15 protein-coding genes are annotated in these 12,620 nt (G+C 68.5%); 6 read left to right on the top strand and 9 right to left on the bottom strand.

The window, feature by feature from the left end:
- Positions 1 to 142 precede the first annotated feature (142 nt).
- The 3 genes from pspF to recF all read left to right on the top strand — a co-directional run bounded on the left by pspF (position 143) and on the right by recF (position 2,841).
- Positions 143 to 1,201 (top strand): phage shock protein operon transcriptional activator, encoded by a 1,059-nt coding sequence (gene pspF / locus AACH40_RS03870; protein WP_338644279.1) that lies wholly within the window; start codon positions 143 to 145, stop codon positions 1,199 to 1,201.
- Complete coding sequence (locus tag AACH40_RS03865) at positions 1,201 to 1,428, top strand: hypothetical protein (protein ID WP_338644278.1); 228 nt, start codon at positions 1,201 to 1,203, stop codon at positions 1,426 to 1,428. The genes pspF and AACH40_RS03865 overlap by 1 nt, the downstream gene beginning before the upstream one ends.
- Positions 1,429 to 1,767: 339 nt before the next feature.
- Positions 1,768 to 2,841 (top strand): DNA replication/repair protein RecF, encoded by a 1,074-nt coding sequence (recF, locus tag AACH40_RS03860; protein WP_338644277.1) that lies wholly within the window; start codon positions 1,768 to 1,770, stop codon positions 2,839 to 2,841.
- A gap of 359 nt (positions 2,842 to 3,200) precedes the next feature.
- Here recF and AACH40_RS03855 read toward each other — a convergent pair whose 3' ends face one another.
- Positions 3,201 to 3,938 carry an arylesterase gene (locus AACH40_RS03855; protein WP_338644276.1) on the bottom strand — a complete coding sequence of 246 codons (738 nt, stop codon included), beginning with the start codon at positions 3,936 to 3,938 and terminating at the stop codon, positions 3,201 to 3,203.
- Positions 3,939 to 3,980: 42 nt separating this feature from the next.
- Here AACH40_RS03855 and AACH40_RS03850 point away from each other — a divergent pair, with 42 nt between their 5' ends.
- Positions 3,981 to 4,709 carry an ABC transporter ATP-binding protein gene (locus AACH40_RS03850; RefSeq protein ID WP_422394880.1) on the top strand — a complete coding sequence of 243 codons (729 nt, stop codon included), beginning with the start codon at positions 3,981 to 3,983 and terminating at the stop codon, positions 4,707 to 4,709.
- Positions 4,709 to 7,261, top strand: coding sequence for an ABC transporter permease (locus AACH40_RS03845; RefSeq protein WP_338644274.1), 2,553 nt, complete (start codon positions 4,709 to 4,711; stop codon positions 7,259 to 7,261). The genes AACH40_RS03850 and AACH40_RS03845 overlap by 1 nt, the downstream gene beginning before the upstream one ends.
- On the opposite strand, the gene AACH40_RS03840 is transcribed toward AACH40_RS03845, so the two are convergent.
- The 8 genes from AACH40_RS03840 to AACH40_RS03805 all read right to left on the bottom strand — a co-directional run bounded on the left by AACH40_RS03840 (position 7,258) and on the right by AACH40_RS03805 (position 11,543).
- Positions 7,258 to 7,707, bottom strand: coding sequence for an SRPBCC family protein (locus AACH40_RS03840; RefSeq protein ID WP_169492365.1), 450 nt, complete (start codon positions 7,705 to 7,707; stop codon positions 7,258 to 7,260). The genes AACH40_RS03845 and AACH40_RS03840 overlap by 4 nt on opposite strands.
- Positions 7,708 to 7,735: 28 nt before the next feature.
- Positions 7,736 to 8,410: a glutathione S-transferase family protein gene (locus tag AACH40_RS03835; protein ID WP_338644273.1), complete on the bottom strand. Its 675-nt coding sequence runs from the start codon at positions 8,408 to 8,410 to the stop codon at positions 7,736 to 7,738.
- A gap of 5 nt (positions 8,411 to 8,415) precedes the next feature.
- Entirely contained in the window at positions 8,416 to 8,898 is a 483-nt protein-coding gene (locus tag AACH40_RS03830; protein WP_338644272.1) for a VOC family protein, read from the bottom strand.
- On the bottom strand, positions 8,895 to 9,521 hold the full coding sequence (locus tag AACH40_RS03825; protein ID WP_338644271.1) for a glutathione S-transferase family protein: 627 nt from the start codon (positions 9,519 to 9,521) through the stop codon (positions 8,895 to 8,897). Before AACH40_RS03825 ends, AACH40_RS03830 begins: the two co-directional genes overlap by 4 nt.
- A gap of 19 nt (positions 9,522 to 9,540) precedes the next feature.
- Positions 9,541 to 9,747: a hypothetical protein gene (locus tag AACH40_RS03820; protein ID WP_338644270.1), complete on the bottom strand. Its 207-nt coding sequence runs from the start codon at positions 9,745 to 9,747 to the stop codon at positions 9,541 to 9,543.
- Complete coding sequence (locus tag AACH40_RS03815; protein WP_338644269.1) at positions 9,744 to 10,331, bottom strand: VOC family protein; 588 nt, start codon at positions 10,329 to 10,331, stop codon at positions 9,744 to 9,746. The genes AACH40_RS03820 and AACH40_RS03815 overlap by 4 nt, the downstream gene beginning before the upstream one ends.
- A complete protein-coding gene (locus AACH40_RS03810) occupies positions 10,328 to 10,705 on the bottom strand; it encodes a DUF1428 domain-containing protein (RefSeq protein WP_169492360.1) in 378 nt (125 codons plus the stop codon). Before AACH40_RS03810 ends, AACH40_RS03815 begins: the two co-directional genes overlap by 4 nt.
- A gap of 181 nt (positions 10,706 to 10,886) precedes the next feature.
- Positions 10,887 to 11,543: a glutathione S-transferase family protein gene (locus tag AACH40_RS03805; protein WP_338644267.1), complete on the bottom strand. Its 657-nt coding sequence runs from the start codon at positions 11,541 to 11,543 to the stop codon at positions 10,887 to 10,889.
- Between the two features lie 77 nt (positions 11,544 to 11,620).
- On the opposite strand from AACH40_RS03805, the gene AACH40_RS03800 reads away from it, so the two are divergent.
- Positions 11,621 to 12,601, top strand: coding sequence for an AAA family ATPase (locus tag AACH40_RS03800; RefSeq protein WP_169492358.1), 981 nt, complete (start codon positions 11,621 to 11,623; stop codon positions 12,599 to 12,601).
- Positions 12,602 to 12,620: the final 19 nt, after the last annotated feature.

Here is a 12,620-nt window from a genome sequence, read left to right as displayed (position 1 = left end):
CAGCAAGGCGCGTGCCAAACTGCGCGAACCCCTGATTTCCGGCGATTTTGCCATCACGGAGCGTGAACCCGATGGGAAATCTTGCGCAAGGTTGGGAAAATATGCCATCCCTTGGCGCGCGATTGAGAAGAGGGCATAAAGCGTGGATCGCGAAGTCCAGTTCATCGGCCAGTCGGGTGCCTTTCTCGATGCGGTGGAACGTGCCAGCCGCGCCGCGCCGATGCGCCGTCCCGTCCTCGTCATCGGCGAACGCGGCACCGGCAAGGAACTGATCGCCGAACGCCTCCACCGCCTGTCGACGCGCTGGCAGGAACCGCTCGTCACGATGAACTGCGCCGCGCTTCCCGAAACGCTGATCGAGGCCGAGCTGTTCGGGCACGAGGCGGGCGCCTTCACCGGCGCCACCCGCGCCCGCGCCGGCCGCTTCGAGGAAGCCGACAAGGGCACGCTGTTCCTCGATGAACTGGGCACGCTGTCGATGGGCGCGCAGGAGAGGCTGCTGCGCGCGGTCGAATATGGCGAAGTCACGCGCATCGGCGCGAGCCGCCCGATCCGGGTCGACGTGCGCATCGTCGCCGCGACCAACGAGGACCTGCCGAAGATGGCGGCCCAGAACCGCTTCCGCGCCGACCTGCTCGATCGCCTCAGCTTCGAGGTGATCACCCTGCCCCCGCTGCGGGTGCGCGAGGGTGACATCGCCGTGCTGGCTGACTACTTCGCCCGTCGCATGGCGGCGGAACTGCACTGGGACGCCTGGCCCGGCTTTGCCCCGCACGTCGCCGACCAGCTCGAACACTATGCCTGGCCCGGCAACGTGCGCGAACTGCGCAACGTGGTCGAACGCGCGGTCTATCGCTGGGACGATCCTTCCGCCCCGATCGGCCATGTCCAGTTCGATCCGTTCGAAAGCCCGTGGAAGCCGGCGAATGCCCACGCGGCCCACGCCCCGGCTCCGGCCCCCGCCAACGATGCCCCGGCAGCGACCCCGCTGCGCCCCGCCACCCACGCCCTGCCCCACGCGCTCGACGAGATCGCCGACCTGCGCAGCGCGGTCGAGGCGCACGAGCGTGCGATCCTGGAACATCACCTGGGTCGCAACCGCTATAACCAGCGCCAGACCGCCAAGGCGCTGGGCCTCACCTACGACCAGCTGCGCCACTGCCTGAAGAAGCACGGACTTCTGGAGCGCGGGCAGGGCTGATGGACCGCGAGATCTGGTTCCGCAAATGGCTGTTCGGATACGTGCCGGTGCACTGGAAGGGCCTCGCACTGATCCTTGGCGCGGTGGTCGCGGTGCTCGGCTGCTTCCTGGTGCTCGTCGCCTGCGCCCAGTACTTCCAGCGCCCGGCCATCGCCTTCACCATCCCCGTGCCGTTCATTTACATCCTGATCACTGCGCTGCGCATCGCGCAGAGGCACGCGGTGTAGCCACACCTGCTTACCCGTCACCCCGGGCTAGACCCGGGGTCCCGCTTCTATGGCAGGCGGAGGCAAGAAAGCGGGATCCCGGGTCGAGCCCGGGATGACGTTAAGGTCGTGCGTGGTTGCCGCTCCCCCTCTCGTCATGCCAGCGAAGGCTGGCATCGCTGTGGTCATGGTGCTGTTATCTGGTGATCCAGCACCGGCAAAACCCGAGAACGGGCTGGAATGATTGGGCTGATCGGGCGGCCAGACGATAGCGATGCCAGCCTTCGCTGGCATGACGATGGGAAATCACTCCCCAGATGACCTTTGCGCGCTGGGCGCAGACGCACTAACGCCGCAGCCATGGCCCTCACTCGCCTGACCTTGCGCGATTTCCGCAACCATGCCGCCACCCGGCTTGAGGACACGCGCGGGTTCAACGTGCTGGTGGGGGAGAACGGCGCGGGCAAGACAAATGTGCTCGAAGCGATCAGCCTGCTCGCGCCGGGCAAGGGCCTGCGCCGCGCCGCTGCTGCAGAAATGGCCGGGCGCAGCGGCGATGGCACATTCGCCGTGACGGCCGAAATGGAGCACGGCGACGTCGCGCTCGCCACCGCGACCACGCCCGCCGCCCCCAACAGCCGCAGCGTGCGCATCAATGGCGCGGCGGGTCCGGCAACGCGGCTGGCCGACTGGCTTTCGATCACCTGGCTGACCCCGGCGATGGATCGGCTCTTCGCCGAGAGCCCCGGCGATCGGCGCCGTTTTCTCGACCGGCTGGTGCTGGCACTGCGCCCCGATCATGCGCGCACCGCCACACGCTACGAAACCGCGCTGCGCGAACGCAACCGCCTGCTGGCAGACCCCGCCGAGCCCGACCCTGCCTGGCTCGACGCGCTGGAGGCGCAGCTGGCTGAAAACGGCGCCGCGCTGGCCGAGGCGCGCCGCGCGCTCGTCGCCGATCTGGCGCGCGAGATCGCGACGCAGCCCGAGGCACCCTTCGCCCGCCCCGCCCTCGCCTACGCCAGCGAAACGCCGGCCGATCCCGATGCCTTGCGCCGATCCTTGCGCGAAGGCCGCCGCCGCGACCGCGCCGCCGGGCGCACCCTGACGGGCCCGCACCGCGACGATCTTGCCGTCACGCTCGCCGCCAAGAACGCGCCTGCCGCCGACTGTTCTACGGGCGAGCAGAAGGCGATGCTGATCGCCATCGTGCTCGCGCACGCCGCGCTGACCAGCGCCGAACGCCCGCGCCTGCTGCTGCTGGACGAGATCGCCGCCCATCTCGACCCGGTGCGCCGCGCGGCATTGTACGAGCGCCTCGCCGCATCCGGCGCGCAGGTGTGGATGACCGGCACCGAACTCGCCCCCTTCGCCGAGATTGAGGGCCAGGCGGCGGTGTGGAAAGTCGCCAACGGGATCGTCGAGCGGGTGTGAAGGCCCAAAGGCCTGCCCTCTTCTTGAAAGCCGACGCGGGTGCGCAAAGGAAAGCGGCCCTTCGACAGGCTCAGGGCAGACGGGTGTGGGGACCGTCCTCTGCTCAATCCCCAAATCCGCCTAAGCTAACCTTGTCGAAGCACTGCCCTTTTCTTGAAACCCGGCGCAGACCCGCAAAGTAACGCATCTCATCGACAAGCTCAGAGCAAGCGGGCTTGGTGGACCATCCTCCGCTCGATCCCCAAATCCGTCTGTGCTGAGCTTGTCGAAGCACTGCCCTTTTCTTGGAACCTGGCGCAGGCTCGCGAAGGAAAGTGGCGCTTCGACAAGTCAGGGCAGCCCTGTTCCGGAATGGCGCTCTATTTCCGCGCTTCGGCTGCCTTCAGGGCCTTCGCGACCTCATCCTTCGTTGCCGCGACGATGCGCTCAACGCCTTGGGTGTTGGGGTGGACGTGATCTTCGAGCAGCAGCTTGTCCTGCCCGAGCACCGGGGCGAGGAAGAACGGCACGAGCGGCGCATCGTACTTCCTCGCAAGGCTCGGCCAGATCGGGTTGAACGCCTTGACGTAATCCGCGCCAAGGTTGGGCGCGGCGAGCATGCCGGTGAGCATCACCGGGATCTTGCGCTTCTGGAACTCAGCCAGGATCGCGTCGAGATTGGCCCGCGTCTCGGCGGGCGGCAGGCCGCGTAGCATGTCGTTGCCGCCGAGCCCCACGAGCGCGAGCGTCGGCTTGACCGGCTGGTTGTCGAGCGTGAAGGCGAGCCGCTGGCGCGCCGCGGCGGTCGTGTCGCCCGAAACGCCCGCATTGACCACCCGCGCCTTCACCCCCTCGGCATTGAGCGCGCCTTCCAGCTTGGCGGGATAGCTGTCGGTCGGTGGCAGCTGGTACCCGGCATAGAGGCTGTCGCCGAACGCCAGGATCACCGGCGCATCGGCCGGAACCGGCGCCGTCGCCGCAGCCGCAGCAGGCGCGCCGGTCGCCACCACCTCCGGCGCGGGCGCCTTCTGCGAGCAGCCGGCAAGGCCTGCAAGCGGAAGGGCGAGCGGCACGGCGAGCACCAGGACAGGCGCAAGGGCAATCGACGAACGGCGCATCGGGGTCTTTCGGGAAGGTTGCGACAGGCAACCAATCTAGGCATGGTCGCGCCCGTGACAAGCGATCCCAGAGCGCCCGCTCCCTTCCTCACCGGCCCCGTCATTCACGCAAAGCAGCTCACGCTCGCGCTGGGGCAGGGCGAGGCGCGGGTCGAGATCCTGCGCGGCATCGATCTCGAGATCGGCGTGGGAGAGACGGTCGCGCTGCTCGGGCCCTCGGGGTCGGGCAAGTCCTCGCTGCTGGCGGTGCTGTCCGGGCTCGAACGGATGAGCGGGGGCACGCTGCTCGTCGCCGGGCAGGACTTCGCGCAGCTGACCGAGGATGGCCTTGCCGAAGCGCGGCGCGGCCGGATCGGCATCGTGCTCCAGGCCTTTCACCTGCTGCCGACGATGACCGCGCTCGAAAACGTGGCGACCCCGCTCGAACTCGCAGGCGCGGAGGGCGCGATGGATACGGCGCGGGCCGCGCTGGAAGCGGTCGGGCTGGGCCACCGGCTGAACCATTACCCCACCCAGCTTTCGGGCGGCGAGCAGCAGCGCGTCGCCATCGCCCGCGCGCTCGCTCCTTCCCCGCGCATCCTGTTCGCCGACGAACCGACCGGCAACCTCGATGCCGCAACCGGCGCGGGCGTTGCCGATCTGCTGTTCAGCCGCGCCGAAGCCGCCGGGGCGACGCTGGTGATGGTCACGCATGACGAGGACCTCGCCCGCCGCTGCCAGCGCATCGTCCGCCTTGCCGACGGGCGCATCGCCTCGGACAGCGCGGCCTGATGCCCAGCAATCACGGGGCGATAAGCTGGTCCACCGCCTGGCGGCTGGCGCGCCGCGGGCTCGACTGGCGCTTCCGGGGCCTGCGCCTCCTGCTCGTCTGCCTCGTGCTCGGCACCGCCGCGCTGGCCGCGATCGGCACGCTGACCGGCGCGATCCGCACCGAGCTTGCCGCGCGCGGACAGGCGATGCTCGGCGGCGATATCGAATTCACGCTCGCCGCGCGCACCGCAACTGCTGAGGAACGCGCCGCGCTCGACCGGCTCGGCACGCTGTCGGTCGGTACCCGGCTGCAGGCGCTCGCCCGCCGCCCCGGCGATCTTTCCGCCACGGTTCCGGTCGAGCTGAAAGCGGTCGACGCGCGCTGGCCTCTCTATGGCCGCTTCACGCTCGATGGCGGCAGAGCGGCAGGACCGCCACCCGGCCTCACTGCATGGATCGCACCGGGCCTGTCCGACCGCCTCGGCGTGCGCACGGGGGACAAGGTGCAGATCGGGCAGGCCGTGCTGACCGTCGGCGGCGTGATCGGCAGCGAGCCCGACCGCCTGGGCGAAGGCTTCGCGCTCGGCCCCACGGTGATCGTCTCGGAACAGGCGCTGGCGGCGAGCGGCCTCGTGCAGGTCGGCTCGATGGCGCGGACCAAGTACCGTGTGCGCCTGCCTGAAGGTGCGAACCCGCAGGCGCTGGCCGATGCGGTCAAGGCGAAGTTCCCGGTGTCCGGCTTCGAGATCCGCACGCGCGACAAGGCTTCCCCCGGGCTCGACCGCTTCGTTTCGCGGATGGGGCAGTTCCTCGTCCTCGTCGCGCTGGCGGCGCTCGCCATTGCCGGGATCGGCATCGGCAACGGCGTGTCCTCCTACCTCGAGGCACGGCGTTCGAGCATCGCCACGCTCAAGATCCTCGGCGCGACGAGCGGGGACGTAGCCCGCATTTTCCTGCTGCAGCTGGTTGTCGCCGCCGTACTGGCGATCACCACCGGGCTTGCGCTGGGCGTGGCGACCACGCCGCTGATCGGTCGCGCGCTGCAGGGCCTGCTGCCGATCGAGGCGGGCGTGGTGATCGATCCGCTCGCGCTTGCCCTTGCCGCTGCCTACGGCCTGCTGATCGCGCTGACGTTCGCCGCCCCGCCGCTGATCCGCGCGCGCGAATTCCCCGCGATGGCGCTGATGCGCGCGCGCGTCGCGCCGCTCGCCACGCGATGGCGCGCGGCGGCGCTGCCGGTGGCGCTGGGCATCACCGGCATCGTCGCGCTCGCCGTGCTGACCTCGCCGCAGATGCTGCTGTCCGCGGGTTTCCTGGCGGGAGCCGCCGCGCTGTTCCTCGCGCTCGCCGCACTGGGCGCCGGGCTCACCCTCCTCGCCGCGCGCCTGCCGCGTCCGCGCGGGACGATCGCGCGCATGGCGCTCGCCAACCTTCATCGCCCCGGCGCGCAGACCTCGGCGCTGGTCGTCGCGCTGGGCTTCGGCCTTGCCGCGTTCGTCCTGCTGGCGAGCGTGCAGACCAGCCTCGATGCCAACATCGCCCGACGCGTGCCGACCAAGGCGCCCGACTACTTCGTGCTCGACGTGCCGCCAGCTTCCTTGCCGCAATTCGAACGCGTGGTGCGCAAGGCCGCGCCGGGAGCCACGATCCGCACCGTGCCCGCGATGCGCGGCGCGGTCGTCGCCTATGGCCCGAAGGACCGCATGATCCGCGTGGCCGATCTCAAGCAGATCCCCGACGATGCCTGGGTCCTTCGCGGCGATCGCGGCATCACCTATGCGGCGGACCTGCCCGAAGGCAACGTGCTGACCCAGGGCCGGTGGTGGCCAAAGGACTATGCCGGAGAGCCGCTGGTTTCGGTTGACGATGCGCTGCGCGACGTGCTCGGCCTGAAGCTGGGCGACCGCATCACGGTGACCCTGCTCGGCGTCGAGCGCACCGCGACGATCGCCTCGTTCCGCCGGATCGACTGGGACTCGATGGGCTTCAACTACGTGCTGGTGTTCAGCCCCAACGCCATCGCCGATGCGCCGCACAACCTTGCCGCCACGGTCAGCCTGCCGGGTGAAGACAAGCGGCCGCAAGTGCGCCGCGCGATCCTTTCCGGCCTTGTCGCCGCGCTGCCTTCGTCCTCGGTAATCGAGATCGGACCGGTGCTGGGCCAGGTGCGCGACATCCTTTCGCAGATGGGCACGGCGATCCTGGCCGCCGCGAGCGTTGCCGTGCTGGCCGGGATGGCGGTGCTGGCCGGCGCCATCGCCGCGGCGCGCGAACGCCGGCAGTACGACACCGTCATTCTGCGCGTTCTGGGCGCGAGCCGCCGCCAGTTGCTGTCCCTGCTGCTGGCCGAATACGGGCTGCTCTGCGCCCTGCTCGCCGCCGTGGCGCTGGGGCTCGGCACGCTGACCGGCTGGCTGGTGATGACCCGGCTGTTCGAATTCGCCTGGCTCCCCGACTGGCCGCGCGTGCTCGGCGTGCTCGGCGCCGGGGTGGCGCTGGTGCTGGTGCTGGCGCTCGCCGGATCGCTGTCGCTGCTGCGCACGCGGCCCGCGCAGGCGCTGCGGGAGCTCTAGCTCTCGCTCTCGTTCTCGCACAGCGCCTGCAGTTGGTCGGCGCAGGCACCCCAGCCGTCGACGAAGCCCATCGCGGCGTGCTGCTCCATCGCTTCCTGCGTCCAGTGCCGCGCGCTCGCGACATAGCGCGCGCCATCGCCTTCGGGCACGACTTCCCAGATGCCGATCATGAACGGCCCCGCAGGCACGAAATCCGCCGTCACCGCGTCCGTGGTCACGAAGCGACGCCCTTCGTCCCAGGCGAGGTAGATGCCTTCGTTCGGCACCACTTCGCCATCCGGGCCATACATCGTCAGCGAAGCGCGGCCGCCCGCGCGCCGTTCCTGCACCACGACTTCGGCGCGCCAGGGCTTGGGGCACCACCATTCGCCCTGCCGGTTGGTCATCACGTCCCAAACCTTAGCGGGCGAGGCGGCAATGAAGCGGCTGATCGACAGTTCGTGCATGGCGTATTTTCTCCTCAATCGCGGCGTCTCAATCCCGGTCCGGCGCGCCCAACGGGAAGAACGCGCGAAACGGGCGGGCGTCGTCAACGCAGCGTGCCACTGGCGGCAACGCGAGCAATTCGGCGCGCAAGGCCCCCAAGCGCGGCTGATCTTCACCGATCGGCTCGATCCAGTCGGCGTAGAACAGGCTCGGCGCCGCCGCGCAGGTGACAAGGCTCACATGCGGCGGCAGGCGGTTCTGCCCCAGCCAGCTTTCGAGCCAGCCATAGGCCTGCCGCAGCCGCGCCTTGGCCGCCGCGATCTCGGCGGCGTCGGGTTCGCTGCGCAGCCCAAGCTCGGGCGCATCGCGGCTGGCAAGATGCGCCGCGACCACGCGCTGCATGTTGCCCATGACATAGTTGTCGAACACCCGGTCGAGCATGCGCGCCACCACTGCCTCGGCCGGATCGGTCGGGATCAGCGGCGCCGGGCCGGGATGGTGGACGGCAAGATGCTCGATGATAGACGTCGCCTCGACGATCACCTGCGCCCCGTCTTCCAGCACGGGAATGTGTCCGCCGGGGTGGACCATGCCCGGAAACTGCGCGCTCAGGGGAAGCTCGCCCGAGGTCTGCACGAACTCGAACGGCGTGTCGTTGGCGTAGAGCGCGATCAGCGCCTTCCAGCAGTATGAGGAGAACGGGTGGCCGTGCAGCCGCAGCACGCCGGTCACCCCTTTCGCGCCGCTTCGATCGCCGCGATGTCGATCTTGCCCATTGTCATCATCGCCTCGAACACGCGCTTGCGCACGGCGGGATCGGGATCGGCCATGCCGTCGGTCAGCGCGCGCGGGGTGATCTGCCACGAAAGACCCCACTTGTCCTTGCACCAGCCGCAGGCGGATTCCTGCCCGCCGTTGCCGACGATGGCGTTCCAGTAGCGGTCGGTCTCTTCCTGCGTGTCGGTCGCCACCTGGAACGAGAATGCCTCGCTGTGCTTGAACGCCGGACCGCCGTTCAGTCCCATGCACGGCAGGCCGAGCACGGTGAAATCGACCGTCAGCACACTGCCTTCGCGCCCGTCGGGATAGTCCGACGGCGCGCCGTGCACCGCGATGACCGCGCTGTCCGGAAAGGTCTGGGCGTAGAATGTCGCGGCGTCGAGCGCATCGCCTTCGTACCACAGGCACAGCGTTACCGGGGCGGCGCTCATGACTGCGCCTGCGCGATCAGGTCGGCGTCAACCGCCTTGGCCTCCTGGTAGGCAGGCCTCGCCCGCAACCGCTCGGCATAGGCAAGGAATTCAAGACGTTCGGGCAGGGACTTGAACATCAGTCCCCAGTCCACTTGGCTGCCGACATAGACGTCGGCCATGGTGAAACGGTCGCCGCAGACATAGGCATTCTGGGAAAAGTGCCCGGCAAGAGTCTCGACCATGCGGTCGAAGCTGCCGAAGCCCGCCATGGTTTCCTGCTGCCCCTTCGGCTCGAAGCCCAGGCTGCGCGCCGTCACCGCCTGCTCTACCGGCCCCGCGGCAAAGAAGGTCCAGCGCAGGTACGCCGCGCGCTCCTCGTCCCGCGGCGCCAGCGCGGCCATGGGGCTCACTTCGGCAAGGTAGAGGCAGATCGCGGCTGCCTCGCTCACCACGTGGTCGCCGCCGTCGCCATGATGGATCAAGGTCGGCACCTTGCCCATCGGATTTGCGTCGAGCAGCGCCTGCGGCTTGGCATCCCACGGCACCAGCACCGTCTCGTAGTCGGCGGCAGCCTCGTGCAGCGCCCAGCGCGCGATCTGGCCCCGCGACATGGGGTTGGTGAAGAAGGTGAAACTGGCCATCGGCTCTCTCCCGTGAACGTCAGTTGCCTTGCGGGCCGACCACGCCGAATGCCGCGCCCTGCGGATCGATGCCCACCACGATCCAGTCGCCACCCGGCACTTCGTGCGGCCCCATCATGACGAAGCCCCCGGCATCCTCGATCGCATCCTTGGCCGCCGTTGCCGAAGGCACGCCGAAATAGGTCAGCCACGATGGCGGCCTTGCCGGATCCATGATCGGCATCACCGCCCCAGCTGCTGCCCGTCGAAGTCGATGAAGCTGTATTCGCCCGCCGCGCCCATCGGCATCGCGCTGTTGAATTCGAAGCCGAAATGCCGGGCGTAGAACGCCTTGGCCGCCGCCGGATCGCTGGTGGCAAGCTCGTTCCAGCGCGCGTGCTGCGCCTTGGCGCGATCCCACACGTGGCTCTGTGCGTCGGGACTGGCTTCGGGTGGCCGGGGCTGCATCAGGTAGAACGGCGCGCCTTGCGGGTCGGTCACCATCGCAAAGCTGCCCTCGGCAATGTCGGTGCGCGGCAACAGCACGGTGGCGCCGTCGCTCTCGATCGCCGCCAGCGTCGCATCGAAGTCGCTCGTTCCAAGATAGGGCACCCAGGCCGGGCGGGCACCGCCGGCCTGCATCTCCGCCGTCAGCGCCAGCAGTCCGCCGGTGGGCGCGCCGTCATCGCGCAGGATCATGCGATAATCCATCGGCGATCCCGGTTCGGGCTCGGACACCGTCCAGCCAACCACCTTGCCATAGAACGCTGCTGCGCCAGCCGCATCGGTCGTCATCAGTTCGTACCAGACGAACGGTACCTGCCTGCTCATGCCCCTTCTCCCCCGGATGCGCGCATCGACAGGATCTCCTCGAACCCACCGATGATCATGCGCTTTGAATTGAACACGCTCATGTCGATCGCCTCGGCCATGCGGGGGTCCTCGAACACCGCCTTGTGTCCGGCATCGCGCGTGGCCCGGTCAGGCCAGACGATCATCGAAAAGACCACGCCTTCGCCCTCTTCGGCTGCCACCGCGCGGCGAAAGTCGGTCACCTCTCCAGCCGGCAGGTCAGCGCTCCAGCTTTCCAGAACGTGCAAGGCCCCATGCTTGATGAACACGTGCGCGGCCGTTCGGGCCATGCGGGCATAATCCGCCCGGCGCGCTTCGAGCACGGGGATCACGTAACCATCGATCCACGTCATGATGCGCACTCCTCCGCTTCGCCGGCAGCCCAGCGGGGCCACATCGCGCCACAGCCGATTCGGGACCGCCCGTTCATCGTACCGGACAGATCGACTGGAACGGGCAAGCTTGCGTCTAAGCGAGAGGCTGGCGGGGCCGCCTGCGCGCCCCGCTCTGCACCCCACTCCGGGCCGGCCGTGCTCAGGCGTCCACCAGCGCCATGATCCGTTGGGCGAAGGCATCCTCCATTTCCGCGACCTTGGCCCAGGCGGGGCGCGCCGCAACGCGTCCGAACCACGCCGCCGTCTTCGGCCGCGCCTCGGCATCCACGCCGTGGCGGATATAGGCAAGCGTGCGGAACAGCGACGCGACCGAGATGTCGGCGATGGTGAAGGTGTCGCCCAGCAACCAACCCGTCTCCGGCACCACGCTTTCGAACCAGTTGGTCCAGCGCGGCAGTTCCGCCTCGCCCTGCAACGCCAGCGCCTCGTCGCCGCCGACCTTCAGCAGCTTGGGGCCGACCAGCCGGTTGAACAGGATCTTGAGACCCGCCGCGCCCAGCACGGTATCGGCGAACTCGTCGTAGAACATCGCCCGGCCGCGGCCTCGCGGGTCTTCGGGGATCAGCCGCGGCTCGGGATATTTGGCATCGAGATAGGTTGCGATTGCAGACGAATCGGCCAGCGTGAACCCGTCGTCATCGATCGCGGGGATCTTCCCCAAGGGGCTGGCGGCAAGGAAGTCGGGGTCGGGCACGCCCGGCCCGCCGCGCGCCAGTTCCCAGGAAATGCCCTTTTCCGTAGCGACAACCGCAACCTTGCGGACGAATGGCGAAATCATCGCGCCGTAAAGCTTCATGAAAATCTCCCTCTCGGACCCAAACCTCTCCCAAAGATTATTGCAGGCCTTGCCCGCCCCGTATAGGCGAACAGGCGATGAGCGAGATTCCGACCAACCACGCGACGACGCTGATCGCCGCGCCCGACACCGAAATCGATGTCCGCGAAACCTTCGGCATCGACATCGACATGAAGGTCCCGGCGTTCTCCGCCGCAGACGAGCGCGTGCCCGATCGCGACGAAAGCTACGTGTTCGATCCGGACACCACGCTCGCGATCCTCGCCGGCTTTGCCTACAACCGCCGCGTGATGGTCCAGGGCTATCACGGCACGGGCAAGTCGACGCACATCGAACAGGTTGCCGCGCGCCTCAACTGGCCGTGCATCCGCATCAACCTCGATGCGCACATCAGCCGCATCGACCTGATCGGGCGCGATGCCATCGTGCTGCGCGATGGACTGCAGGTCACCGAATTCCGCGAGGGCCTGCTGCCCTGGGCGCTGCAGACGCCGACCGCGCTGGTGTTCGACGAATACGACGCGGGCCGTCCGGACGTGATGTTCGTGATCCAGCGCGTGCTCGAAACCGAAGGCAAGCTCACGCTGCTCGACCAGAACCGCGTGATCCGGCCGAACAAGTTCTTCCGCCTGTTCGCCACCGCCAACACGGTCGGCCTCGGCGATACCAGCGGGCTCTACCACGGCACGCAGGCGATCAACCAGGGCCAGATGGACCGCTGGAACCTCGTCGTCGCGCTCAACTACCTGCCGGCGGAAACGGAAATCTCGGTCGTCACCGGCAAGGTGCCGAACATGGACCCGGCGCTGATCGCGAACATGGTCCGCGTGGCAGACCTCACCCGCAAGGGCTTCATCGGGGGCGACGTGTCCACCGTGATGAGCCCGCGCACCGTGATCAGCTGGGCGCAGAACACGCAGATCTTCAACGACGCGGGCTTTGCCTTCCGCCTGTCGTTCCTCAACAAGTGCGACGAAACCGAGCGCGTCCTGGTGGCCGAATACTACCAGCGCGTGTTTGGCAAGGACCTGCCCGAAAGCGTCGTCGCCAAGGCTTGATCCTGATTGTCCCGGTCGC

It is taken from the genome of Novosphingobium olei (genome assembly GCF_037076535.1).
Lineage (GTDB): Bacteria > Pseudomonadota > Alphaproteobacteria > Sphingomonadales > Sphingomonadaceae > Novosphingobium > Novosphingobium olei.
This window is presented reverse-complemented; position numbering and strand designations above follow the sequence as displayed.

Excerpts from the sequence above, each read along its gene's own strand:
- AACH40_RS03865 (WP_338644278.1), top strand. The coding sequence starts at position 1,201 with ATGGACCGCGAGATCTGGTTCCGCAAATGGCTGTTCGGATACGTGCCG.
- recF (WP_338644277.1), top strand. The coding sequence starts at position 1,768 with ATGGCCCTCACTCGCCTGACCTTGCGCGATTTCCGCAACCATGCCGCC.
- AACH40_RS03855 (WP_338644276.1), bottom strand. The coding sequence starts at position 3,938 with ATGCGCCGTTCGTCGATTGCCCTTGCGCCTGTCCTGGTGCTCGCCGTG.
- AACH40_RS03850 (WP_422394880.1), top strand. The coding sequence starts at position 3,981 with ATGGTCGCGCCCGTGACAAGCGATCCCAGAGCGCCCGCTCCCTTCCTC.
- AACH40_RS03845 (WP_338644274.1), top strand. The coding sequence starts at position 4,709 with ATGCCCAGCAATCACGGGGCGATAAGCTGGTCCACCGCCTGGCGGCTG.
- AACH40_RS03840 (WP_169492365.1), bottom strand. The coding sequence starts at position 7,707 with ATGCACGAACTGTCGATCAGCCGCTTCATTGCCGCCTCGCCCGCTAAG.
- AACH40_RS03830 (WP_338644272.1), bottom strand. The coding sequence starts at position 8,898 with ATGAGCGCCGCCCCGGTAACGCTGTGCCTGTGGTACGAAGGCGATGCG.
- AACH40_RS03825 (WP_338644271.1), bottom strand. The coding sequence starts at position 9,521 with ATGGCCAGTTTCACCTTCTTCACCAACCCCATGTCGCGGGGCCAGATC.
- AACH40_RS03815 (WP_338644269.1), bottom strand. The coding sequence starts at position 10,331 with ATGAGCAGGCAGGTACCGTTCGTCTGGTACGAACTGATGACGACCGAT.
- AACH40_RS03810 (WP_169492360.1), bottom strand. The coding sequence starts at position 10,705 with ATGACGTGGATCGATGGTTACGTGATCCCCGTGCTCGAAGCGCGCCGG.
- AACH40_RS03805 (WP_338644267.1), bottom strand. The coding sequence starts at position 11,543 with ATGAAGCTTTACGGCGCGATGATTTCGCCATTCGTCCGCAAGGTTGCG.
- AACH40_RS03800 (WP_169492358.1), top strand. The coding sequence starts at position 11,621 with ATGAGCGAGATTCCGACCAACCACGCGACGACGCTGATCGCCGCGCCC.